The sequence below is a fragment of the Halopseudomonas sp. T1L2 genome (assembly GCF_055397385.1).
Map to the genome: position 1 here is coordinate 953,040 of NZ_AP040865.1, position 23,550 is coordinate 976,589.

Below are 23,550 nucleotides of genomic sequence, written 5' to 3' on the forward strand. Positions count from 1 at the left end.
GCGCGGGAGCGCCGGTGTTTCAGCTCATACACCAACGGTGGCGCCATGATTTATATCTCCAACCAGGTTCAGCTCGGCGACTGGGAAGTCGAGATGACCGCTGTGCGCGCACAGGGTGCGGGCGGTCAGAACGTCAACAAGGTGTCCAGCGCGATCCATCTGCGCTTCGACATCAATAACTCCAGCCTGCCGCTGTTCTACAAGGAGCGCTTGCTGGCGCTGCGTGACTCGCGCATTACCAGTGATGGCGTGATCATCATCAAGGCTCAGCAATTCCGTACCCAGGAAATGAACCGCGAAGACGCCATCAACCGGCTGCGCGAGCTGATTCTGGCTGCCGGCGTAGTGCAGAAGAAGCGCCGCCCGACCCGTCCGACCCGCAGTTCGCAGGTCAAACGGGTAGAAGGCAAGGTCAAGCGCGGTCAGACCAAGCAGCTGCGCGGCAGGGTCGACATCTGATTTTCAGCTGAGCGTCGGCACCAGAACCCGGTTTGCAGCGCCCGGCAAGGTGCGCAGGCTTTTGGCCCGGCCAGTGTCCAGATTCCAGGTTGACGACTTCACTGTATCCACGAAGCGCCAGTCTGCGACTGCATCATTGGTGGTGAAGGTGACGACCAGATATCCGCGCTGATTGGCATTCAGGTATTCCAGACCGTCGACCAGCGTCGTGATCGCCTGTTCGGCGCCCGGCACTTCGGCATCGCTCAGACCCAGATACTCCTCGAGCCCGGGCGAGCTGACTGAGGCGGTGGCAAATTCCACACCGACGGCATCGCCGCTGAGGGTGGCCAGATTGTTGGCCCAGGCATTGTGGGTGTCGCCCGCCAACACAATCAGGTTCTGGTTCAGACCGCGTGCGGTGCCCAGCAATACTTCCCGCTCATAGGCATAGCCATCCCAGGCATCGAGGTTGTACGGGATAACGGTCTCGATACGCGCTATTTCTTCAGAGGTCAGAGTCGGATCGCCGGCCTGCCGACGCAGTTTGATGGTTACCAACTCGGTGAGCATCGTGGTCAGGTCACCTGAACCCGGGCTCTGCAGCGCGGTCAGCATCTCCGCCGGCAGCAGCATGCGGCCCATGAGGATCTGTTGGCCCAGCACCTGCCAGATGGCAGTCGAGGTCGCGAGCTGGGTCTGCAGCCAGTTCAGCTGTGTCTGGCCGAGCAGGGTGCGGTTGCTGTCGCTGACATCGGCTGCAAAAGCCGTTGCGTCAAACCCGCTGGCGCCGATGTAGTTGGCGTAGTCCAGTTGCTCATCGCGGCCGATTATCCGGGTGTCCAGCATATGCAGACTGACCAGGTCGCCGAAGTCGAAGCGGCGATAGATGGTTTCCTCGTCGTTAGCCGAAGCAGGGCGCACCGGCATCCATTCAAAATAAGCCTGCAGGGCCGCCAGCTTGCGGGCGGTAAAGTCGCCTTCTCCCTCGTTGTGGTTTTCTGCGCCGTCACGCCAGGTATCATTGGCCACTTCATGGTCATCCCACACGGCGATAAAGGGCGCAGCGGCGTGCAGCGACTGCAAGTCGGTGTCGGTGCGATACAGCGCATAACGGCGACGATAGTCGGTCAGCGTGAGGATTTCGCCAGCGTTGTTGTCGGGCAGCAAGCGGCCAAGGGCTGCGGCGTCTTCGGTGGCGTAGCCGCCGTTGCCGTACTCGTAAATGTAATCGCCGAGGTGAATGACTGCGTCCAGCTCTGACTCTGCTGCTGCCGCGGCGTAGACATGGAAATAACCGGCCGGGTAGTTGGAGCAGGACATTACCGCGAAGCGCACCTGATCGATGCTGCCTGCCGGCAGGGTTTTCATTCGGCCGACCGGCGAGATTACATCAGCAGCCTTGAACCGGTAGTAGTAGGTGGTACCTGGCAACAGGTTCTGCGCATCGACCTTCAGGGTGTAATCCCGCGCAGCGCCGGTGGTTGCTGTGCCGCTGTGAACCAGGTCGGTGAATGCCGCGTCAGTCGCTATTTCCCAGCCGACACTGATGTCGGCGCTGCGGCCATCGAGCGGAGTCACACGGGTCCAGATGATGACGCGGTCAGCGAGCGGGTCCCCGCTGGCTACGCCGTGATTGAAGCTCAGCTCGCGAGCAGCGTCGTCTGAAGAACTGCTGGAAAGGCAGCCTTGAAGGCCGCTGGATACCACGATGGTGCCGACAGCGAGCGCTGATGCACGAAGAAAATCACGCCGGTTGAGTCCGCTCATTTCCTGCTCCTGATGATGTTTGGGCTGGGGCAGAAGGGTGGCAGTGTGGTGTGACAGGCTGACGACGGGATGGTTAAGGCTTGTCGACAAACCACAGGTCGATTGCCTGCCGGGTGAGCAGATCGCGGTTCCGAGCAGCTGGAATCCAGTTTTGCCAGCAGCGGGTGGCGTTGGTAAGAAACTCGAATAGTGGCAGATGCTGGCGCAGGACCCGGCGTTTTCGATGGCTGATGACCGGGTTGAAGTAGCCGAAGTAGTCGAACATCTGCCGGGGATTCTTGCGCACCCACAGCCAGGAGCCCATTTCCAGGGTAAAGGGCAGGAACAGGTTTTGTGGGTGGTGTTCCAGACCGTGGTCGTAGAGGTAGTCCCAGAGGTCGCCGTGGGTGGTGTAGTTGATCGACTGCGGCTCGATGATATACGGGTGGTGGTGCGGGTAGGTCTGCTCGAACAGCTGCTTGAGGCTCAGCACCTCGGCGATGTGCTCAATCGGCTTGTGGCTGCGTGCGTAACTGCACCAGAGCCGGTCGCGGCGACCGAAGCCGCTGTGGCAGTCGACACTCATTGCGAAGGGGGCTGACAGCAACCGTTGCTGCACGACGCTGACCACCGCCGCCGACTCGGCTTCCATCGGGGCGCCCAGTTTGCCGCGATACCACGGCAGACGTCTGCTGATGCGATGCCCGCTTACCAGCCAGGGTACCGGCCCCATCGCATCCACTGGCGCGTTACGCATCAAATCCACCCCATTGAGGTTGCTGCGCCGGTGATGCCAGATCCCGCCGGGGTTGATCATCGGCATGAACAGCAGCCGCACGCGCTCAAGCTGCTCGCGCAGCTGATCGTCCCAGTCCAGCCGGTTGACCAGACTGTGCAGCCAGGAAATGAGCACCTGCGTGCCGATCCGTTCAACCCCGTGTACGCCGCCAAAAAAGCCGATAACCGGCGCCTGCGGTGAGCGGCTGCCGAGTTCAATCACCCGGATTGGGATATCCAGACCGTTGACAGGCACCTTGAGTGGGGTGGTAACGCGCAGATGACGTGCCGCCTGATGCAACAAGGCTTCGAGCTGGGTGTGCTCTGGGAGGTGACGTTGAATCAGGTGTTGCGCGTCGCTCATGATGCACTCGGGCGTGGGATAGCCCGATGGTGGCAGGGGAGTGTGACGATTGGGTGACGGATTGGTGTTCGTGTGAGTCGGGCGCGGCATGCCGCGCCCCTACGCAAACCTATGTCGTAGCGCGGACTAGAAGTCCCCGTTTGCGTGGGCGAGTAGCGCAGGGCCGGCGGGACAGAGGACGGCAGCCTGTTTGAGGCTCGAAGAGCCGAGTTCTGCCGGCCCCCGCTGGCCTGATCAACGCAGCAGACCCGAAGGGTCGCGCGGCCGGGGTGCGCTGGGGGTCGTTAGGGAAAATGGGCAAGTATTTCCCCTGGCTCGCTGTAAAGGCGAAAACGAATCACCTGCCAGCTTGGCAATCAGCCTTAACGACGAACTGCAATGGGTTGAGACTATCCAGCGGCGCCGGTGCCATACGGCAAAGCAGCCTGCAAACCTCAATCCACCAACGCGCCATTGATGATCGCCCGCAACTCCTGCCTTACCGGATAACTCGACGACGGAATCAGCTGGGTCATAAACACCATCAACAGATCCTCAACCGGGTCGACGAAGAAGTTGGTGCTGGCCATGCCGCCCCAGCCGTATTCGCCGATGGAGCCGTTGGTCTGCGACTTGGCGACGTCAATCTTGACCGAGAAGCCGAGGCCGAAGCCGCTGCCGTCGTAGGGTGTTTCGCTGAAGGAGCCGACGGATACCCCGGGCAGGTCCTGGTTGCCGGGCAGGTGGTTCATGCGCATGAACTCGAGCGTCTTGCGGCCGATGATGCGGGCGCCGTTCAGTTCACCACCGTTGGCCAGTGCCTGGGCAAAGCGGAAGTAGTCGTCGATGGTCGAGACCAGACCGCCGCCGCCGGAGAGAAAGCCGTGGGCTTTGGTGAAACTGGAGTCCTGCGGATCGTCCTGCAGACTGAAGCTGCCACCGGGCTGGAACTGATAACAGGCGGCGAAGCGCGGGATGCGGTCGGCCGGGACGGTGAAGAAGGTGTCGGTCATCTCCAGAGGATCGAAGATATGGCGCTTGAAGTAGTCGTCCAGGCTCAAGCCCGACAGTACTTGCACCAGATAACCGCAGACGTCTGTCGCCACCGAGTAGTTCCAGGCGGTGCCGGGCGAGAACTCAAGCGGCAGTCGTGACAGTTCGTCGATCAGACGGTCGAGGGTCAGGCCGGGGCCGCCATCGAGTTTGAGCGCCCGGTAGGCGGCGTCGACGTTGGTGCGATTCATGAAGCCATAGGTCAGACCGGACTGGTGGGTCAGCAGGTCACGGATGGTCATGGGGCGCTCGCAGGGCGTGGTCAGAATGTGCGGATGGCTGCCGGTCTTGTAGACGCGCAGGTTGCTCCAGCTGGGGATGTACTTGTGGACCGGGTCATCCAGCAGAAAGCGACCTTGTTCGTACAGCTGCATCAGGGCAACAGAGGTGACCGGCTTGGTCATCGAGTAGATGCGGAACAGCGTATCGCGCTCGACCGGCAGGCCGCGCTCTACGTCTCTCAGCCCTTGTGCTTCGCAATAGACAACCTGGCCACGGCGCGCCACCAGAGTCAGAGCGCCGGGCAGCTTGCCTGCGTCAATATAGGCCGATTGCAGGTGAGTGCCGATGCGCGAGAGCCGTTCCAGGTCAACGCCGGCGATGCAGTTGCTGTTTGCCATGGATCTATCCGTCTTGTTCGTGAGCCGTCGATAGTAGCCTGTCCGGCGGCGAAGCAGAAAGCGCTGCGGCGGCCAAATGGTCTGCCATCCAGCGTCGTGATGGTGGTTACAAAATAAAGTTCGGGGCGCTGTCTCCGGGCTCTTGTGCGGCGACGCGGCGCGGAGTAAAAAACGCGCTCCGGAGCAGCATGAGGATTGCGATGAAATGAGCGACCATTCGCCCTGTCTGAACTGCGGTGCCTGTTGCGCCACATTCAGGGTGTCTTTTTACTGGGGAGAAACTGACAGTGCCCCAGGGGGTGACGTACCCACCCAGCTTACTGAACAGATAACACCGTACCGTGCCTGCATGCAGGGCACCAATCAGCCCCAGCCGCGTTGTGTGGGTCTGATGGGAACGGTCGGTGAGGGCGTTCGCTGCAGTATCTACGAGAAGCGCCCGAGTCCTTGCCGTGACTTCCCATTTCACGGTGAAAACGGGCTGGACAGCCCGGACTGTCAGCGCGCCAGAGCCGCTCACGGCTTGCCCCCGCTGCCGTCCAATCCGACCCGCCCGCGCCTGATCCCGATCGTAGCTGCCTGATTGAGGTGTCCCGCCGCCGAGGTGTTGAGCTCTCGGCAGCGGGGGGCCTCAGCTCGCGCTCTGACTCTGGCTCTGATTGAGTTCCTGCTGGGCAAAGTAGGTCTGGCTGATTGCCGCGTGCAGGTCGTCGAAATCGATCTGGATTTCATCGACAAAGGCGTGCAACTGATCCGGTTCTGCAGCCAGCAGCGTTACGTCCGGCTTGCTCAGGTCCTGCCGGCAGGTTTCGACTTCCTTCAGTGCCAGTTCATGACGTGGCAAACCTTGCAGCGCTTCTGCCAGACGGTCCATGCAGCAGGCGACGCTGCGCGGGAATAGCTGGTCCTGCAGCAGAAAACTGAGCACGTCCGGCCCGCGGATACGCAGGCGTACATGCTGGCGGTACATCTGGTAGCCAGTCAGTGACTTGAGCACACTCATCCACTGCAAGGTCTCGAAGGGCTTGAGGTCTTCTGCGCTGCGCGGCAGCAGATTGGCCGAGCGCACATCAATGATGCGGGTGGTCATATCTGCCCGTTCGAGCTGTCGTCCGACGATCAGAAAGGAGCGCACCGGCGTATAGCTGAGCGTACCTTCAATGAGACCATTGACGGTCTGACAGCTGCGGATCACCCGGCCCAAAAATGCATCGCGCCGGCGCGGAGTGATACCTGAGCCAACCTGCTCCTTAACGCTCAGGTACAGCTGGTTGACCTCTTCCCAAATCTCCCGCGGGATGACGTCGCGGGTGGTGCGCAGGTTCTCCCGCGCGGCGGCCAGCGAGCTGAGGATCGAGCCGGGGTAGCGACGGTCGCCACACATGAACGACAGCACGCTGGCTTCGTCACGGGTGGGGTAGAACTCGTCGAACAATTCGTCATTGCCGGTAATGGCGATGATTTCGGACCAGCCGAGCTTGGTTGCGCGCGGCAGGTCCAGCAACAGGTGGCTGTTCACACTCAGCAGGCGAGCGGTATCTTCGGCGCGCTCCAGATAGCGGGCCATCCAGTAAACGTTTTCGGCAACTCGTGAAAGCATTGGTCAGTTCCCCGCCAGGTCTACGATCCAGGTGTCCTTGCTGCCGCCGCCCTGAGAGGAGTTGACGACCAGCGATCCCTTGGTAAGTGCGACCCGGGTCAGGCCGCCGGTGGTAACCCAGGTAGACTCCCCGGACAGGATGAACGGCCGCAGGTCGACGTGACGTGGCTCCATCTGGTTGTTGCCGCACAGGGTCGGCGAGGTCGAAAGACTGAGGGTTGGCTGCGCCATGTAGTTGCGCGGGTCTGCCTTGATCAGCTCGGCAAATTTGTCGCGTTCCTTCTTGCTGGCGTGCGGGCCGATCAGCATGCCGTAGCCGCCGGACTCGTTGGCGGGCTTGACCACCAGCTTGTCGAGGTTGTCGAGCACGTATTTGCGGTCGTCCTCGAACATGCACAGGTAGCTGGGTACATTCGGCAGCAGCGGCTGCTCGCCGAGGTAGTACTCGATGATCTTGGGCACGAAGGCGTAGATCACCTTGTCATCGGCCACGCCGGCGCCCGGCGCATTGGCCAGTGCCACGTTGCCCTTGCGCCAGGCGCGCATCAGGCCGTGCACGCCGAGCATGGACTCGGGGTTGAACACCTCGGGGTCGATGAACATGTCGTCGACCCGGCGGTAGATCACGTCGACCCGGGCCAGCCCGTCGATGCGGCGCATGTAGACGCAGTCGTCGTCGCCAACCACTAGATCCGTGCCCTCAACCAGCTGCACGCCCATCTGCTGGGCAAGGTAGGAGTGCTCGTAGTAGGCGGAGTTGTATATGCCGGGGGTCAGAATGACGATGCACGGGTCGTCGCCGGGACGGGGCGAGAGTGACGCGAGCATGTCGTACAACTGCGCGGTGTAGTCGTCGACCGGCTGAATCTGGCCGGTGGCGAACAGGTCGGGCATCACGCGCTTGGTGACGTTGCGGTTCTCGAGCATGTACGACACACCAGACGGCACACGCAAGTTGTCTTCCAGCACGTAGAGGGTGCCGTCCTTGTCGCGCACCAGGTCCGAGCCGCAGATATGTGCCCAGACGTTATGCGGCGTGGAGATGCCGACGCACTGCGGACGGAAGTTGACCGACTGGGCCAGCACTTCGCGCGGCACCACGCCGTCCCTGACGATCTTCTGGTCGTGGTAAAGGTCGTCGATAAACATGTTGAGCGCCTGTACCCGCTGCTTGAGTCCGGCGTCGGTCTTTTGCCATTCGGCCAGCGAGATGATGCGCGGCACGATGTCGAAGGGCCAGGCCCGGTCGATCATGTTGCCTTCGGTGTAGACAGTGAAGGTGATGCCCATCAGCTGGATGGCAACTTCGGCCGCCGTCTTGTGTTCGCTCAGCTCGCGGGCATCGAGGTTGGCGAGGTATTGGCACAGCAGTTCCGCCTCCGGTCGCGGCTGCCCTGGTGCCTTTATCAGTTCATCGTAGAAGCCTTTGGATGTGTAATCGTCCCAGTTTACTTTGCTCATTCAGCTACTCTGTCCGCCAGGGGAAGGGATACTCTGCAACTTGCAATTGCCATACCAGATGCACCGGATCAGGGCATGAGGCGCTGGGTGCACTCGAATAATTGTCACCCAACCGTGTTAACAAAATAGGACGCTCGCCGATTGGCACAGCCATTGCTTCGTTGATCGGCTGGATGGATTGACCGCATACATTGATGAGATAACGGAACATGACTATTCGCGTTGCACTCCGGCATGAAACCCACTACGAGTTCGACAAGCCGATTTCGGTTGCGCCCCATCTCATCCGCTTGCGTCCCGCACCGCACTGCCGCACGCCAGTTGATGCCTACAGCCTCAAGGTTAGCGGAGGTGAGTACTTCATCAACTGGCAGCAGGACCCGTTCGGCAACCATGTGGCGCGCCTTGTGTTTCCTGAAAAGATGACCAGCCTCTCTATTGAGGTGGAGCTGATCGCACCGATGACGGTGATCAATCCCTTTGATTTTTTTGTCGAGGAATACGCCGAGCAGTTCCCTTTCGACTACAGGGACGAGCTGAAAAAAGAGCTGGCGCCCTATCTGGAAACGCCAAAAGCGGGCCCGAAACTGGCTGACTGGATCGGCAAGGTTGACCGTGAAGAACGCTCGATTACGGATTTCCTGGTCTCGCTGAATCAGCGTCTGGCCAATGAAATTCAGTACATGATCCGGATGGAACCCGGCGTACAGACCCCGGAACAGACACTCACGCTGGGCAGCGGTTCGTGCCGTGACTCGGCCTGGCTGCTGGTGCATATCTGCCGTCATCTGGGGCTGGCAGCGCGCTTTGTTTCAGGCTATCTGATTCAACTGACGGCCGACGTCAAGGCGCTTGACGGTCCGTCCGGTACCGAAACCGATTTCACAGACCTGCACGCCTGGACCGAGGTGTTTGTGCCTGGAGCAGGCTGGATCGGGCTGGATCCAACCTCGGGCCTGTTGGCTGGCGAAGGGCATCTGCCGCTGGCCGCCACGGCAGAGCCTGCCAGCGCCGCGCCCATTAGCGGTGCAACCGAGCCCTGCGAGGTGACGTTTTCCTTCGATATGAGCGTCACCAGGGTGCACGAAGATCCCCGTGTAACCAAACCGTACACTGAAGATCAGTGGGCAGAGATTCTCGCGCTGGGTGAACAGGTAGATGCGCAGTTGCAGGCGCTGGACGTACGTTTGACCATGGGCGGCGAGCCAACCTTTGTCTCCATTGATGATATGGATGCACCAGAATGGACCATTGCTGCCCAGGGGCCAACCAAAAGAGGGCTTTCCGAGACCTTGCTACGGCGTCTGCGCCCGCATTTTGCGCCCCAGTCGCTTATTCATTATCAACAGGGAAAATGGTATCCGGGTGAGCCGCTGCCGCGATGGGCGCTGGCGTGTTACTGGCGCCGCGACGGTAAGCCCATGTGGCAGGACGACCGCTGGCTGGCCGACATGGATCGGGACTACGGCGTGGACGATGCCAAGGCGCTGCAGTTTGCGCAGGCGCTGACACGGCGCCTTGGCGTCTCGGACTCGCATCTGATCCCCTGTTTCGAGGATGCCTACTATTACCTCTGGCTGGAGCGCACGCAACCGATTGACGTCGATTTGCGCGGCGAAGACCTCAAGGACGATGACAACCGTCTGCGCCTGGCGCGGTTGCTGGAGCGCGGCCTGGATGCGACGGTCGGCTACACGCTGCCATTGGCGGCGACGCAGGGCGGCTGGCTTAGCGGCAGTTGGCCGTTGCGTCGCGAGCAGCTCTATCTGGTGCCCGGCGATTCACCGATGGGCCTGCGGTTGCCGCTGTCGGCGCTGCCGATCGCCCGCCGCGAGGAGCCGCAGCCGACGTCACTGTTCGAGGAGCAGGCGCCGCTGGCAGATCTGCATGGCGAAGTGGCCAGCCGCTACAGTGCAATGTTCGCCGACGGGGAGGGTTCGCTTCACCACGTTGCAGCCGGACAGGACTGGCAGGAACAGCGGCCGGAGCTGATCGACTGCGGCGTTATCGGCACCGCGCTGTGCATTGAGCCGCGTGACGGCAAGCTGTTTGTCTTCATGCCGCCACTGGCTCGGCTGGAGTCCTACCTGGAGCTGCTGGCTTCTGTTGAACACACCGCCGCCGAGCTGAATCTGCCGGTCTGCATCGAAGGCTACGCCCCCCCATCGGATAACCGCATCGAGAAATTCATGATCACTCCGGACCCAGGGGTGATTGAGGTGAACATCATGCCCGCGGCCAGCTGGCCTGAGCTGGTGCGCAATACCGAGACTCTCTACGAGGAAGCACGACTGACGCGGCTCGGTACCGAGAAGTTCATGCTCGATGGCCGCCACACCGGCACCGGGGGCGGCAACCACGTTACCCTCGGTGGTCGCACGCCTGCCGAGTCACCTTTCCTGCGCCGGCCGGACCTGCTGGCGAGCATGCTGACCTTCTGGCAGCACCATCCGAGCCTGTCTTACCTGTTTTCCGGCACGTTTATCGGCCCGACCAGTCAGGCACCACGGATTGACGAAGCCCGGCATGAGGCGCTGTATGAACTGGAGATTGCGCTGGCACAGATGCCGTCCGGCGAGGTGCCGCAGCCCTGGCTGGTTGACCGCCTGGTACGCAACCTGCTGACCGATATCACCGGCAACACCCACCGCGCCGAGTTCTGTGTTGACAAGCTGTATTCGCCCGACAGCGCGACCGGTCGGCTCGGGCTGCTGGAGTTGCGCGGGTTTGAAATGCCGCCGCATGCGCGCATGAGTCTGATGCAGCAGTTGCTGATTCGAGCGCTGGTCGCCCGCTTTTATGCCGAGCCTTACCGCCAGCCGCTGGCGCGTTGGGGCACAGCGCTGCATGACAAATGGATGATGCCGCATTATCTGTGGCGTGATCTGTGCGATGTACTGCGCGACCTGCGTGCCCACGGGTTCGATTTCCGTGACGAGTGGTTCGCGCCGTTTCTGGAGTTCCGCTTCCCGCATGCGGGTGAGGTCCAATACGGAGATACCCGCATCGAGCTGCGCCAGGCGATCGAACCCTGGCACGTGCTGGGGGAGGAGGTTGCCGGTGGTGGCACCGCCCGTTATGTGGATTCCTCGGTCGAACGGCTGGAGGTCAAGGTGCATGACTTCAATCCGGCTCGCTATCAGCTGACCTGCAACGGCTTCAAGGTGCCACTGCAGGCAACCGGCGTGCCGGGCGAACTGGTAGCCGCGGTGCGTTACCGCGCCTGGCAGCCACCGTCCGCGCTGCATCCGATGATCAGTGTCCAGGCGCCGCTGGTGTTTGACTTGATCGACAACTGGAACGGCCGCTCGGTTGGAGGCTGCACCTACCATGTGGTGCATCCGGCTGGCCGCAATTACGAGCATTTCCCGGTTAACGCCAATGAGGCTGAGGCGCGGCGCATGGCGCGGTTCTGGAGCTATGGTCATAGTCAGGGCAAGGCAGGGGAGGTGCGGCAGGCGCCGGGGCAGGAGTACCCCCATACCCTGGATTTGCGCCGCGCTGTCGTTGGCAGCTCTGGTTTATAATCGTCAGTCACCCAGCACACTCGGCTGACCTCAGCCTGAACCAGGAACCGCTCCATGCAACACCTCGCCAATCTGGACCCCGCAGTCAATGCCATTCTCGGGGACTATCCAGGGCATGACGGACATGACGAGTTGCTGAGCGACAACCAGCAGCCGCGTGCTCACTGGCAAGGCGTGCTGGATGATATTGTCCAGCTCGGGCCCGACGTGCTGGCTGCTCGCTCGGAAGAAGCGCAGAACCTGCTGCATGAAAACGGCGTCACCTTCAATCCTTACGAGGACGATCCGGGTCAGTTGCGGTCCTGGCAACTCGATTGCGTGCCCTGGGTCATTCCCACTCAGGAATGGGATGTGCTGGAGGCCGGGCTGAAACAACGCAGTCGCCTGCTGGAGCATATTCTTGACGACCTCTATGGTGCCCGGCGAATCATCAGTGAAGGCCTCTTGCCCCCCGAGTTGATCTACACCCATCCCGGGTTTCTGTTTTCCGCCGCCGACGATCCGCCGCAGGTGGAGCGACCGCTATTGATTTTCCACGGTACCGACATTATCCGAGATAGTCTGGGGCAGTGGCAGGTCCTGGCTGACTGGACCCAATCGCCGGGTGGCGCGGGTTACGCGCTGGAGAACCGCATCACATTGGCCCGCGCGCTGCCCAGTCTCTACCGCGATGCGCCGATCAAACGGCTGGCGGGCTTTCTGCAGGCTCAGCATCGCTGCCTGGCCAGCCTGGCCAGCACACACCGAGAGCAGCCGAATATCGTTCTGCTGTCGCCAGGCCCGGGTAGCCCCGGTTACTTTGAGCATGCCTGGCTGGCCAATTACATGAATTTCTCGCTGGTCGAGGGCGATGACCTGGTGGTGCGCGACGGCCAGGTTTCCATGCGCACCCTGGGTGGCCTGAAGCAGGTGGATGTCATCCTGCGGCAGATCAACGATCCGTGGTGTGACCCGCTTGAGCTGCGCCCCGACTCGTTGCTGGGGGTGCCGGGGCTGTTGCAGGCCGCACGCTGCGGTAACGTGCATATCGCCAACGCATTGGGTGCCGGCATTTTGGAGCATCCCGGCCTGCTGGCCTTTCTGCCGAGCCTGTGCCGTGAGCTGCTGGGGGAAGAGCTGCTGCTGCCATGCCGGGAAACCCTGTGGTGCGGAGATCCGGCCGCACTGGCGCAGGTACGCGCTGAACTCGATGGTTGGGTTCTGCGTGATATCAGCAAGCCGGGGCGACTCTATCGCGCTGACCAGATGGGGCTTGAGGCGTTGCGTGACCTGCGCATCAGCATGGAGCGCCATCCGTATCTGTTTACCGCCCAGCGACACATCGCACCTGCGGTAGCGCCGGGGTTCAATCCGCAGACCAAGACCTTCGAGCGCCAGAGCGCCACGCTGAGATTCTTCAGTCTGGTAGAGCCTGATGATCTGACCAAGCCGGTCAATGAACGCAATTATCGGGTGATGCCAGGTGGCCTTGCCTGGGTCGGGGAGCCAGGCGCGCCGCTGATGAAAAGCCGCCTGGTAAAGGATGTCTGGGTCACAGCACCGGTGCCGCAGCCGCACATCAGTCTGCTGAGGCAGGCGCTGGGTCCGATTGTCGTGACCCGTGATGGCAAGGACTTGCCTTGCCGTGTTGCCGAGAGTCTGTTCTGGATGGGGCGCTATGGCGAGCGGCTGGATATTCGCGGCCGTCTGCTGCGCGAAGCGCTCGCCCGGCTGCTGCAGGATGACCGGCAGGAGAGTGGCTCGCAACTGATGCCGGACCTGTTGCGGGCGCTGGATATTGCCGTCGATCCGGAAGCCTTTGCGGACGAAAGCCTGCCTGCCAACAGCCGCTTTCCGCGTGAATATATCGTAACGCGTGATCGTCTGCTGCAGTTGTTTGCTGATGACCTGCCCGACGGGTTGCCTGCCATCTTTGCCCACTTTGTGCGCAATAGCCGGGCGGTGCGCGATCATTTGGGCGACGACACCTGGCGCGCGATCAACAGCTTGCGGCAGCATTTTAATAGTATGTCGCGAACGCGAGGTGTCGTGGTAGGGCAGCGCCATCTGGAAGCGATGGTGCTGGATCTTGCTGCATTCTTCGGCCTGTGCAACGAAACCATGCCGCATCACTACGGCTGGCGTTTCCTCGACATTGGCCGCTTTATCGAGCGCACACTCGGGTCTCTGGAGCTGCTGAAGCTGGCCCTGCTGGATGCCGATGAACCGGGTATTCCGCTTTGGGAGGTGGTGCTGGCCACGACCGACAACCTGACGGTGTACCGGCGTCGCTATCGCTCGCAGTTGCACCCGCTGGCCATTCTCGACCTGCTGCTGTTTGATGAAACCAATCCGCGCTCGGTCGGCTACATGCTCAAGCGTCTGGGTCGACAGATTGCCAAGCTGCCCTCACCGGGTAGCTCGCCCTATCGCAATCTGGAGCAGCGGCTGATCATTCAGGCGACCAGTTGCCTGCACCTGGTCGATATTGAGACCCTGACCGACCTGGAAGGCTCGCCCGCTGCGCGGGAGGCCTTGAGCAACCTGCTGGATCAGTTGATAGAACCTATGTCTGAATTGTCCAACGCGCTCTCGCATAGCCACTTTAGTCATGTTGAAGCTCCCCGCCAGCTGGTAAGTATGCACTACACCGGCCAGCCCTGAATCGAGGTCTCCACGTTGAGATATCTGTTGCGGCATACCACGCATTATCAGTACAGCGGCGCTGTGACGCTAAGTCACAACGAGGCGCGCATCCTGCCCCGGGTATTGCCCTGGCAGGACTGCAGCAACACCCAACTGGTAATCACGCCTATCCCTGATCGGATGAGGGAGCGCATCGACTTCTTCGGCAATCGGGTGGTGTACTTCTCGATCGAGTCGCTGCACGAAAGCCTTGATGTAACGGTCACCAGTGAAATTGTTACCCATCCCAGGGCCAGCGCCGATATCTTTTCCAGTATCAGCTGGGAGCAGGCGGCCGAGGAGCTGAGACACGATCCGCGACAAACCAATCGCGATGCTCTGGATGCCCGCCTGTATGTGCTTGACTCACCGTTTATTTTTCAGAGTCCGGGATTGGCCGATTATGCACGCAGCAGCTTTACCCCGGGGCGCAATCTGGTCGATGCCGTACTGGAGCTGAATCAGCGCATCTTCAGTGAGTTCACCTATGATCCGGAGTTCACCACACTGGCAACGCCGCTTCAGGATGTGCTGGCAAGCAAGCGCGGTGTCTGTCAGGACTTTGCCCATTTGGGCATAGGTTGTCTGCGTTCCCTGGGGCTCGCAGCCAGGTATGTCAGCGGCTATATGGAAACGTTGCCGCCGCCTGGGCAGCAGAAGCTGCTGGGAGCCGATGCCACGCATGCCTGGCTGGCGGTATTTGTGCCCGGCTGGGGCTGGCTGGAGCTGGATCCGACCAACGGCTGCGTACCGGATGAGCGCTATATCATTCTCGGCTGGGGCCGGGATTTTGCGGATGTTACGCCGCTCAAGGGGGTCATGACCGGGGGCGGCGACCACAGCCTCAGTGTGGCGGTGGATGTATTGCCGCAAGAGGAGGGTGCGCAAGGTCAGGTGAGAGATCTTGTCTGACGTGCAACCGGCGACTTGATGTCCTGACTGGCTCTGCCAGATAACAAAAAACCGGCCAAAGCCGGTTTTTTGTTAGGTGCGGCTTGGTGCTTGCCGCTGCAGCGCTTGCGCGTTACATGTTCGGGTAGTTCGGGCCACCCGTGCCTTCCGGCGCGATCCAGTTGATGTTCTGGGACGGATCCTTGATGTCGCAGGTCTTGCAGTGTACGCAGTTCTGCGCATTGATCTGGAAGCGCTTGCTGCCATCGTCATTGCTGACAACTTCGTATACGCCAGCCGGGCAGTAACGCTGTGCCGGCTCGTCGTACAGGGGCAGGTTTTTCTCCAGCGGAATGCTCGGGTCTTTCAGCGTCAGGTGGATCGGCTGGTCTTCTTCATGGTTGGTGTTGGACATGAAGACCGAAGACAGCTTGTCGAAGCTCAGTACGCCATCCGGCTTCGGATAGTCGATCTTGGTCGCTTCGGAGGCTTTCTTCAGGCAGGCGTAATCCGGCTTGGTGTCGTGCAGGGTGACCGGAATCTTGCCACCGAACCAGTTCTGATCGATGTAGTTGAACGCACCACCGAACAGCGGGCCGAACTTGTGGATTGCCGGGCCGAAGTTACGCGCTGCGAACAGCTCTTCGTACAGCCAGCTGGACTTGAAGCTATCAACATAGTTGGTCAGCTCGTCACCGCCTTCGCGGCCAGCCTGCAGGGCCTCGACGATAGCGTCAGCCGCCAGCATGCCCGATTTCATGGCAGTGTGGCTGCCCTTGATCTTGGCGAAGTTCAGGGTCCCGAGGTCACAACCGATCAGAGCACCGCCCGGGAAGACCATCTTCGGCAGCGAGTTGATGCCGCCCTTGCAGATGGCGCGTGCACCGTAGGCAACGCGCTTGCCGCCTTCCAGGTACTGCTTGATGACCGGGTGATGCTTGTAGCGCTGGAATTCGTCGAACGGCGACAGGTGCGGGTTCGAGTAGGACAGATCGATGATCAGGCCAACGACTACCTGGTTGTTTTCCAGGTGATACAGGAAGGAACCACCGGTGTTTTCGGTACCGACGATGTCCAGCGGCCAGCCGGCGGTATGCACAACCAGACCTTGCTGGTGCTTGGCCGGATCGATGTCCCAGATTTCCTTGATGCCGATACCGTAATGCTGGGCGTCGGCTTCGGAATCCAGGTTGAAACGCTTGATCAGTTGCTTGCCGATGTGGCCGCGGCAGCCTTCTGCGAACAGGGTGTACTTGGCGCGCAGTTCCATGCCGGGGGTGTAGAACCCGTCTTTCGGGTTGCCTTCACGGTCAACGCCCAGGTCGCCGGTCAGGATGCCGCGAACAACGCCGTTCTCATCGATCAGGGCTTCCTGGGCAGCAAAGCCCGGATATACCTCTACGCCCAGGCCTTCGGCCTGTTCGGCCAGCCAGCGGCACAGGTTGCCGAGGGAGATAATATAGTTGCCATGGTTGTGCATGGTCTTGGGAACGAGCATGTCAGGCAGCTTGGTTGCCTTCTCTTCGCTGGTGAGCATATAGATGTCATCGCGAACGACGGCGGTGTTCAGCGGAGCGCCAAGCTCTTTCCAATCGGGGAACAGTTCTTCCAGGGCGCGCGGCTCGAATACGGCACCGGAGAGAATGTGGGCGCCGACTTCGGAACCTTTCTCTACGACACAGACGCTGATTTCCTGACCGGCTTCAGCAGCCTGTTTCTTGATTCGACATGCAGCTGCCAGGCCAGAGGGGCCGGCACCTACGATGACAACGTCAAACTCCATGAATTCGCGTTCCACTATCTCTCTCCTAACTCTAGGCCCGTCACATGTATCGATTCTTTGTTGATCTGCCATGATCGATTAAGCCGCGGAGTATAACAGCCCGTGTTTTGCGCTCCAACGCTAAGATGGCGTTTTGATCGTTTATTAGACCTTTAGTCGAATTGCTCCTATTGACCACCTGTGCGTGGAAAGTCATGATAGAGAGCTTTTGAACGTCGGGCTCCATCTGGTCTGATCGTGAACGATCCTCTTTTTATAGTCACGATTATGGCCGGCCCTGTTTTGGCTACACATTGAATGAGGCAATCATGAAGGTACTTGTAGCGGTTAAGCGGGTCGTTGACTACAACGTCAAGGTTCGCGTCAAGGCGGACAACTCCGGTGTTGACCTGGCCAACGTCAAGATGTCGATGAACCCCTTCTGCGAAATCGCCGTAGAAGAAGCAGTACGTCTGAAAGAAAAAGGCGTTGCTACCGAGATCGTCGCTGTCACTGTCGGCCCGACCGCCGCCCAGGAACAACTGCGTACCGCGCTGGCACTGGGTGCTGACCGCGCCGTTCTGGTCGAGTCCGCCGACGAGCTGAACTCGCTGGCCATCGCCAAGGCGTTGAAAGCCGTTGTCGACAAGGAGCAGCCGCAGCTGGTCATCCTCGGCAAGCAGGCAATCGACTCCGACAACAACCAGACCGGCCAGATGCTGGCTGCGCTGTCCGGCTACGCTCAGGGCACCTTCGCCTCTGAAGTGGCTGTTGAAGGCGACAGCGTCAAGGTCACCCGCGAAATCGACGGCGGTCTGCAGACCGTTGCACTGAAGCTGCCGGCCATCGTTACCACTGACCTGCGTCTGAACGAGCCGCGCTACGCGTCGCTGCCGAACATCATGAAGGCCAAGAAGAAGCCGCTGGAAGTCGTCAAGCCGGAAGATCTGGGCGTGAGCACCGCATCGACCGTGACCACCCTGAAGGTTGAAGCCCCGGCTGCCCGCAGCGCTGGCATCAAGGTCAAGAGCGTTGACGAGCTGGTCGACAAACTCAAGAACGAAGCCAAGGTGATCTGAACATGAGCATTCTGGTTATTGCTGAACACAACAACGCCGAGCTGAACGCGGCGACCCTGAACACCGTTGCAGCCGCCAAGGCCATCGGTGGCGACATCGACGTTCTGGTTGCCGGCGCAGGCTGTGCCGCTGTTGCCGACGCTGCTGCCAAGGTCGCTGGCGTCAACAAGGTCCTGCTGGCTGACAACGCTGCCTACGCGAACCTGCTGCCGGAAAACGTTTCCCTGCTGATCGCTGAACTGGGCAAGGGTTACAGCCACATTCTGGCTCCGGCCAGCACCAACGGCAAAAACTACCTGCCGCGCGTTGCTGCCCTGCTGGACGTTGATCAGATCTCCGAGATCATCGGCGTTGAAAGCGCTGACACCTTCAAGCGTCCGATCTACGCCGGCAACGCGATTGCCACCGTGCAATCCAATGCTGCGATCAAGGTCATCACCGTTCGCTCCACCGGTTTCGACGCCGTTGCAGCCGAAGGCGGCAGCGCTGCGGTTGAAGCGGTTGCTTCTGCCCACGACGCTGGCGTTTCCAGCTTCGTTGGTGAAGAGCTGGCCAAGTCCGACCGTCCGGAACTGGCTGGTGCCAAGATCGTCATCTCCGGTGGTCGCGGCATGCAGAACGGCGACAACTTCGAGATGCTGTACAAGGTCGCCGACAAGCTGGGCGCTGCTGTGGGTGCCTCGCGCGCCGCGGTTGACGCAGGCTTCGTACCGAACGACATGCAGGTGGGTCAGACCGGTAAGATCGTTGCGCCGCAGCTGTACGTTGCGGTCGGCATCTCCGGTGCCATCCAGCACCTGGCCGGTATGAAAGACTCCAAGGTGATCGTTGCGATCAACAAGGACGAAGAAGCGCCGATCTTCCAGGTGGCCGATTACGGCCTGGTTGCCGACCTGTTCGAGGCGGTACCGGAGCTGGAAGGTAAGCTCTAAGCCGACGGCCTGGAGCCAGCGGCAAGCTTCAAGCCGCAAGCTGCAAGAAAACCCCGGACTCGCGAGAGCCGGGGTTTTTTGTTGTCTGCTCGTTGTGAGTGGAGCATTTTTGCGTAGATACCGTCTTCCCGATCAGAGCGCTTGCACACTGGCCGGGAAGACGGTATCTACGACAGTGGAAACGACTCTAGGCGCTTGCCGTTCTCGTCTACCTCAAGTGCCCAGCCGGCCTTGTCCCAGTCGCCGAGTACAATGCGCTGCGCGGGCTTGCCATCGATCATCAGGTCGTGGATTGCCGGGCGGTGGGTGTGGCCGTGGATCAGGGTGAGCACGCCTTTGGCGCGCATGGTGTGGGCTACTGCGCCGAGGTTGACGTCGGTAATGTCGGCGGATTTCATTTGTGTGCGTGCCTGACTTTCGTCGCGTAGCTTGCGACCCAGCTTGTGGCGTGTGCCTTGCGGCAGGTTGCGCAGCACAAAGCGGCTGACCGGGTTGCGAAGCCAGCGGCGCATACGCATATAGCCAAGATCGTCGGTGCAGAGGCTGTCGCCGTGCATCAGCAGCACTCGCTCGCCATTAAGCTCGACGGTTGTAGGATCTTTAAGCAGGGTGCAGTTTGCTGCGCGGCAAAAACGGCTGCCGAGCAGGAAGTCCCGGTTGCCGTGCATCAGGTATACCTTGGTGCCATGCTTGGTCAGGCGGGCGAGGGCGTCGGCGACCTCGCGCCCGAGTTCGTCGATGGTGTCGTCACCCAGCCAGACTTCAAAAAAGTCACCCAGGATGTAAAGGGCATCGAATTGCGCGGCGCGGGTTTCGAGCAGACGCAAAAACGCCCGGGTAATATCCGGGCGTTTTGCTTCCAGATGCAGATCCGAAATAAACAGATATCGCATCGGCGGCGTGGTCTCAGTCGACCAGTTCGGCGCGCTCGATGATCACGTCCTCGGCCGGCACGTCCTGGTGGCCGGCACGGGAAGTGGTGCGCACCGCCTTGATTTTCTCAACCACATCCATGCCGTCGGTGACCTTGCCGAATACCGCGTAACCCCAGCCGTGCATGGTGGGCGCGGAGAAGTTCAGAAAATCATTGTCCGCTACGTTGATGAAGAACTGGGCGCTGGCGGAGTGCGGATCAGGGGTGCGGGCCATGGCGACGGTGCCGATCTTGTTGGCGACGCCGTTATCGGCTTCGTTCTTGATCGGGTCGCGGGTGTCTTTCTGCTGCATGCCGGGCTCGAAACCGCCGCCCTGGATCATGAAGTTGCTGATCACGCGATGGAAGATGGTGCCGTCGTAGTGGCCGTCGCGGACATATTGCTTGAAGTTCTCAACGGTCACCGGCGCCTTGTCGGCAAACAGTTCAAGGGTGATGACGCCATAGTTGGTGTGCAGTTTGACCATCGGATATTCCTCGGGCAGTCGAACAGGTTGGGTGTGATGCTGCCTGCATTGCTGCATTCAGGCACCTGCGAGTTTCGGGTATGATACGGGTTTTGGTCATGATGGCCTAGGGACGCGCGACTATTGCGATAGTCCGGGCTCCCGAGTAATCCCTGATGCCGAGCGCATCACCTGAGCGAGTTTTGCCGACCTTATGAACAAACCCGACGCCACGCCCCCAAGCCACTTTCTGCGCCAGATCGTCCAGGCTGATCTGGACAGCGGCAAGCACAGCAACATTGTTACCCGCTTTCCGCCGGAGCCCAACGGTTACCTGCACATTGGTCACGCCAAGTCGATCTGTCTTAACTTCGGTCTGGCCAGGGAGTTTGGCGGTGTCTGTCACCTGCGTTTTGACGACACCAACCCCGCGAAGGAAGAGCAGGAATACATTGATGCGATCAAGGCCGACGTCGAGTGGCTTGGCTTTGAATGGGGCGGCGATGTGCGCTACGCCTCCGATTACTTCGATCAGCTGCACGCCTGGGCCATCGAGCTGATCAAGGCAGGCAAGGCCTATGTTTGCGAGCTGACACCAGAGCAGGCGCGCGAGTACCGCGGCAGCCTGACCGAGCCGGGCAAGAACAGCCCGTTCCGCGAGCGCAGCGTTGAGGAAAACCTGGATCAGTTCCAGCGCATGACCGCCGGCGAGTTTGCCGACGGCGCAAAGGTGCTGCGTGCGAAGATCGACATGGCGGCGCCGAACATGAACCTGCGCGATCCGATTCTCTATCGTATCCGTCACGCCCATCACCACCAGACCGGTGACAAGTGGTGCGTGTACCCGAGCTACGACTTTACCCATGGCCAGTCGGATGCCATCGAGGGCATTACCCACTCGATTTGCACCCTGGAATTTGAAGATCACCGCCCGCTGTACGAGTGGTTCCTGGACAATCTGCCGGTGCCTGCGCATCCGCGTCAGTACGAATTTGCCCGCCTGAACCTGAACTACACCGTGACCAGCAAGCGCAAGCTCAAGCAACTGGTTGACGAGAAGCACGTGGATGGCTGGGATGATCCGCGGATGTCCACGCTGAGCGCTTTCCGTCGCCGCGGCTACACGCCGGCGGCGATTCGCGAGTTCTGCGAGCGCATTGGCGTAACCCGCTCTGATGGCGTGGTCGACATGGGCGTACTCGAGTTCTGTATCCGTGACGACCTGGATGCCAACGCGCCGCGTGCCATGTGCGTGCTCAAGCCGCTGAAAGTCACCATCACCAACTACCCGGAAGGTCAGACCGAAGAGCTGCGCCTGCCGCGTCACCCGAAGCAGGATATGGGCGAACGCGTGCTGCCGTTCGAGCGCGAGATCTACATTGATCGTGAAGACTTCATGATTGATCCGCCCAAGGGTTACAAGCGCCTGGAACCGGGCGGTGAAGTGCGTCTGCGTGGCAGCTACGTGATTCGCGCTAACGAAGCGGTAACTGATGCTGACGGCAACATCGTCGAGCTGTTGTGCAGCTACGATCCGGATACCCTCGGCAAGAACCCGGAAGGCCGCAAGGTCAAAGGCGTTATCCACTGGGTGCCGGCGAGCAGCAGCATCGAGTGCGAAGTGCGCCTGTATGACCGCCTGTTCAATGCCGCAAATCCGGACAAGGGCGAAGAGGGCACCACCTTCCTCGACAATATCAATCCGAATTCCCTGCAGGTACTGACCGGCTGCCGCGCCGAGCCGTCGCTGGCTGAGGCCACACTGGATGATCGCTTCCAGTTTGAACGTGAGGGCTACTTCTGCGTCGATTCGCGTGATTCTCGCCCCGATGCCATGGTCTTCAACCGCACTGTCACCCTGCGTGACTCCTGGGGGGGCTGATGGCGCTGGCACTCTACAATACCCTGACCAAGTCCAAGGAAGCGTTCAAGCCGCTGGTCGACAATCAGGTACGCATGTATGTCTGCGGCATGACCGTGTATGACTTCTGCCATATCGGTCATGCGCGCGTGATGGTTGCGTTTGACGTGGTGGCGCGCTGGTTCCGCCACCGAGGTTATGACCTGACCTACGTGCGCAACATCACCGACATCGACGACAAGATCATCAAGCGCGCCAATGAGAACGGTGAGACCTTTCAGCAACTGACCGAGCGCATGATTGCAGCAATGCATGAAGACGAAGCCCGTCTCAATGTGCTGCGCCCGGACCAGGAGCCGCGCGCCAGTCAGCATATCGATGGCATGTTTGCCATGATTCAGACGCTGATCGACAAGGGCTATGCCTACGCACCGGGTAACGGCGACGTGTATTACCGCGTCGGCAAGTTCGAAGGTTACGGCAAGTTGTCGCGCCGCAAGATCGAAGACCTGAAAATCGGCGCGCGCATCGAGGTTGACGAAGCCAAGCAGGATCCGCTGGACTTCGTGCTGTGGAAAGCCGCCAAGCCGGGTGAACCGAGCTGGAGTTCGCCCTGGGGCGAGGGTCGGCCGGGCTGGCACATCGAGTGCTCGGTGATGTCGACCTGTTGCCTGGGCAATACCTTTGACATCCACGGCGGTGGCCCGGATCTGGTATTTCCGCACCACGAGAACGAGATTGCTCAGAGCGAGGCAGCGACCGGCGAGTTGTACGCCGCCGCCTGGATGCACGCAGGTGCCGTTCGGGTTGACGGCGAGAAGATGTCCAAGAGTCTGGGCAACTTCTTCACCATTCGCGAGGTGCTGGAAAAGTACCATCCAGAGGTGGTTCGCTACCTGCTGGTTTCCAGCCATTACCGCAGCGCCATCAACTACTCCGAAGACAACCTCAAGGAAGCCAAGGGCGCGTTGGAGCGGTTCTACATCGCGCTCAAGGGGCTGCCCGAGGCGGCGCCTGCCGGCGGTGACGCTTTTGCCGAGCGGTTTGCTGCTGCAATGGATGACGACTTCAACACCCCGGAAGCCTGCGCCGTGCTGTTTGACATGGTGCGCGAGGTGAATCGGCTGAAGGACGCTGATGTTGCCGCAGCGGCCGGGTTGGCCGCGCGCTTGCGTCAGTTGGCCGAGGTGCTGGGCGTTCTGCAGCTGGATGCCGACGCCTTCCTGCAGGCCGGCGCCGCCGGCAAGGTCGACGCTGCAGAGGTCGAAGCCTTGATTGCGGCGCGCCTGCAGGCGCGTGCCGACAAGAACTGGGCCGAGTCCGATCGTATTCGCGACCAACTGACCGCCATGGGCGTCGTGCTGGAAGACGGCAAGGGTGGGACCACCTGGCGGCTGGCTGAGTGATGCCGCA

General features: G+C 60.7%; 17 protein-coding genes. 9 read left to right on the forward strand and 8 right to left on the reverse strand.

The genetic code is table 11. From position 1 onward, the window contains the following. Window positions 1–45 precede the first annotated feature (45 nt). Complete coding sequence (gene arfB / locus ACZ5WQ_RS04500) at window positions 46–459, forward strand: alternative ribosome rescue aminoacyl-tRNA hydrolase ArfB (protein ID WP_088277890.1); 414 nt, start codon at window positions 46–48, stop codon at window positions 457–459. Between the two features lie 3 nt (window positions 460–462). Here arfB and ACZ5WQ_RS04505 read toward each other — a convergent pair whose 3' ends face one another. From ACZ5WQ_RS04505 to ACZ5WQ_RS04515, 3 genes are all read right to left on the reverse strand, one after another. Beyond that, entirely contained in the window at window positions 463–2,208 is a 1,746-nt protein-coding gene (locus tag ACZ5WQ_RS04505) for an alkaline phosphatase D family protein (RefSeq protein WP_464383240.1), read from the reverse strand. 73 nt (window positions 2,209–2,281) lie between these two features. Next, entirely contained in the window at window positions 2,282–3,328 is a 1,047-nt protein-coding gene (locus ACZ5WQ_RS04510) for a DUF2817 domain-containing protein (protein WP_233049598.1), read from the reverse strand. A gap of 434 nt (window positions 3,329–3,762) precedes the next feature. Beyond that, window positions 3,763–4,980: a serine hydrolase domain-containing protein gene (locus ACZ5WQ_RS04515; RefSeq protein WP_464383241.1), complete on the reverse strand. Its 1,218-nt coding sequence runs from the start codon at window positions 4,978–4,980 to the stop codon at window positions 3,763–3,765. Window positions 4,981–5,185: 205 nt separating this feature from the next. Here ACZ5WQ_RS04515 and ACZ5WQ_RS04520 point away from each other — a divergent pair, with 205 nt between their 5' ends. Next, on the forward strand, window positions 5,186–5,563 hold the full coding sequence (locus tag ACZ5WQ_RS04520; protein ID WP_088277872.1) for a YkgJ family cysteine cluster protein: 378 nt from the start codon (window positions 5,186–5,188) through the stop codon (window positions 5,561–5,563). Window positions 5,564–5,611: 48 nt separating this feature from the next. Here ACZ5WQ_RS04520 and ACZ5WQ_RS04525 read toward each other — a convergent pair whose 3' ends face one another. Continuing rightward, window positions 5,612–6,580 carry an alpha-E domain-containing protein gene (locus ACZ5WQ_RS04525; RefSeq protein ID WP_104738401.1) on the reverse strand — a complete coding sequence of 323 codons (969 nt, stop codon included), beginning with the start codon at window positions 6,578–6,580 and terminating at the stop codon, window positions 5,612–5,614. A gap of 3 nt (window positions 6,581–6,583) precedes the next feature. Beyond that, a complete protein-coding gene (locus ACZ5WQ_RS04530) occupies window positions 6,584–8,041 on the reverse strand; it encodes a circularly permuted type 2 ATP-grasp protein (RefSeq protein ID WP_464383242.1) in 1,458 nt (485 codons plus the stop codon). Window positions 8,042–8,250: 209 nt separating this feature from the next. Between ACZ5WQ_RS04530 and ACZ5WQ_RS04535 the strand changes: the two genes are divergently transcribed. Genes ACZ5WQ_RS04535 through ACZ5WQ_RS04545 form a run of 3 tightly spaced genes read left to right on the forward strand, consistent with a single transcriptional unit; the run spans window position 8,251 to window position 15,144 of the window. Beyond that, complete coding sequence (locus ACZ5WQ_RS04535) at window positions 8,251–11,568, forward strand: transglutaminase family protein (protein WP_464383243.1); 3,318 nt, start codon at window positions 8,251–8,253, stop codon at window positions 11,566–11,568. 54 nt (window positions 11,569–11,622) lie between these two features. Next, entirely contained in the window at window positions 11,623–14,211 is a 2,589-nt protein-coding gene (locus ACZ5WQ_RS04540; RefSeq protein ID WP_088277880.1) for a circularly permuted type 2 ATP-grasp protein, read from the forward strand. A 27-nt stretch (window positions 14,212–14,238) separates the two neighbouring features. Further along, entirely contained in the window at window positions 14,239–15,144 is a 906-nt protein-coding gene (locus ACZ5WQ_RS04545; protein ID WP_464383244.1) for a transglutaminase family protein, read from the forward strand. 112 nt (window positions 15,145–15,256) lie between these two features. On the opposite strand, the gene ACZ5WQ_RS04550 is transcribed toward ACZ5WQ_RS04545, so the two are convergent. Next, complete coding sequence (locus tag ACZ5WQ_RS04550; protein ID WP_088277884.1) at window positions 15,257–16,921, reverse strand: electron transfer flavoprotein-ubiquinone oxidoreductase; 1,665 nt, start codon at window positions 16,919–16,921, stop codon at window positions 15,257–15,259. 293 nt (window positions 16,922–17,214) lie between these two features. Here ACZ5WQ_RS04550 and ACZ5WQ_RS04555 point away from each other — a divergent pair, with 293 nt between their 5' ends. Then, complete coding sequence (locus ACZ5WQ_RS04555) at window positions 17,215–17,964, forward strand: electron transfer flavoprotein subunit beta/FixA family protein (protein WP_464383245.1); 750 nt, start codon at window positions 17,215–17,217, stop codon at window positions 17,962–17,964. A 2-nt stretch (window positions 17,965–17,966) separates the two neighbouring features. Next, window positions 17,967–18,896: an electron transfer flavoprotein subunit alpha/FixB family protein gene (locus ACZ5WQ_RS04560; protein ID WP_228245924.1), complete on the forward strand. Its 930-nt coding sequence runs from the start codon at window positions 17,967–17,969 to the stop codon at window positions 18,894–18,896. Between the two features lie 167 nt (window positions 18,897–19,063). Here the strand turns inward: ACZ5WQ_RS04560 and ACZ5WQ_RS04565 are convergent, their stop codons facing one another. Both ACZ5WQ_RS04565 and ACZ5WQ_RS04570 read right to left on the reverse strand, forming a co-directional pair. After that, window positions 19,064–19,789 carry a UDP-2,3-diacylglucosamine diphosphatase gene (locus ACZ5WQ_RS04565; protein ID WP_338213216.1) on the reverse strand — a complete coding sequence of 242 codons (726 nt, stop codon included), beginning with the start codon at window positions 19,787–19,789 and terminating at the stop codon, window positions 19,064–19,066. Window positions 19,790–19,802: 13 nt separating this feature from the next. Then, the gene (locus ACZ5WQ_RS04570) at window positions 19,803–20,297 is read right to left on the reverse strand and encodes a peptidylprolyl isomerase (protein ID WP_088274318.1); all 495 of its coding nucleotides are present in this window, start codon (window positions 20,295–20,297) and stop codon (window positions 19,803–19,805) included. Window positions 20,298–20,490: 193 nt separating this feature from the next. On the opposite strand from ACZ5WQ_RS04570, the gene ACZ5WQ_RS04575 reads away from it, so the two are divergent. Both ACZ5WQ_RS04575 and cysS read left to right on the forward strand, forming a co-directional pair. Then, the gene (locus ACZ5WQ_RS04575) at window positions 20,491–22,158 is read left to right on the forward strand and encodes a glutamine--tRNA ligase/YqeY domain fusion protein (RefSeq protein WP_464383246.1); all 1,668 of its coding nucleotides are present in this window, start codon (window positions 20,491–20,493) and stop codon (window positions 22,156–22,158) included. Beyond that, entirely contained in the window at window positions 22,158–23,543 is a 1,386-nt protein-coding gene (cysS, locus tag ACZ5WQ_RS04580; RefSeq protein WP_464383247.1) for a cysteine--tRNA ligase, read from the forward strand. Before ACZ5WQ_RS04575 ends, cysS begins: the two co-directional genes overlap by 1 nt. Window positions 23,544–23,550 lie beyond the last annotated feature (7 nt).

Excerpts from the sequence above, each read along its gene's own strand:
- arfB (WP_088277890.1), top strand. The coding sequence starts at position 46 with ATGATTTATATCTCCAACCAGGTTCAGCTCGGCGACTGGGAAGTCGAG.
- ACZ5WQ_RS04505 (WP_464383240.1), bottom strand. The coding sequence starts at position 2,208 with ATGAGCGGACTCAACCGGCGTGATTTTCTTCGTGCATCAGCGCTCGCT.
- ACZ5WQ_RS04510 (WP_233049598.1), bottom strand. The coding sequence starts at position 3,328 with ATGAGCGACGCGCAACACCTGATTCAACGTCACCTCCCAGAGCACACC.
- ACZ5WQ_RS04515 (WP_464383241.1), bottom strand. The coding sequence starts at position 4,980 with ATGGCAAACAGCAACTGCATCGCCGGCGTTGACCTGGAACGGCTCTCG.
- ACZ5WQ_RS04520 (WP_088277872.1), top strand. The coding sequence starts at position 5,186 with ATGAGCGACCATTCGCCCTGTCTGAACTGCGGTGCCTGTTGCGCCACA.
- ACZ5WQ_RS04525 (WP_104738401.1), bottom strand. The coding sequence starts at position 6,580 with ATGCTTTCACGAGTTGCCGAAAACGTTTACTGGATGGCCCGCTATCTG.
- ACZ5WQ_RS04530 (WP_464383242.1), bottom strand. The coding sequence starts at position 8,041 with ATGAGCAAAGTAAACTGGGACGATTACACATCCAAAGGCTTCTACGAT.
- ACZ5WQ_RS04535 (WP_464383243.1), top strand. The coding sequence starts at position 8,251 with ATGACTATTCGCGTTGCACTCCGGCATGAAACCCACTACGAGTTCGAC.
- ACZ5WQ_RS04540 (WP_088277880.1), top strand. The coding sequence starts at position 11,623 with ATGCAACACCTCGCCAATCTGGACCCCGCAGTCAATGCCATTCTCGGG.
- ACZ5WQ_RS04555 (WP_464383245.1), top strand. The coding sequence starts at position 17,215 with ATGAAGGTACTTGTAGCGGTTAAGCGGGTCGTTGACTACAACGTCAAG.
- ACZ5WQ_RS04560 (WP_228245924.1), top strand. The coding sequence starts at position 17,967 with ATGAGCATTCTGGTTATTGCTGAACACAACAACGCCGAGCTGAACGCG.
- ACZ5WQ_RS04565 (WP_338213216.1), bottom strand. The coding sequence starts at position 19,789 with ATGCGATATCTGTTTATTTCGGATCTGCATCTGGAAGCAAAACGCCCG.
- ACZ5WQ_RS04570 (WP_088274318.1), bottom strand. The coding sequence starts at position 20,297 with ATGGTCAAACTGCACACCAACTATGGCGTCATCACCCTTGAACTGTTT.
- ACZ5WQ_RS04575 (WP_464383246.1), top strand. The coding sequence starts at position 20,491 with ATGAACAAACCCGACGCCACGCCCCCAAGCCACTTTCTGCGCCAGATC.
- cysS (WP_464383247.1), top strand. The coding sequence starts at position 22,158 with ATGGCGCTGGCACTCTACAATACCCTGACCAAGTCCAAGGAAGCGTTC.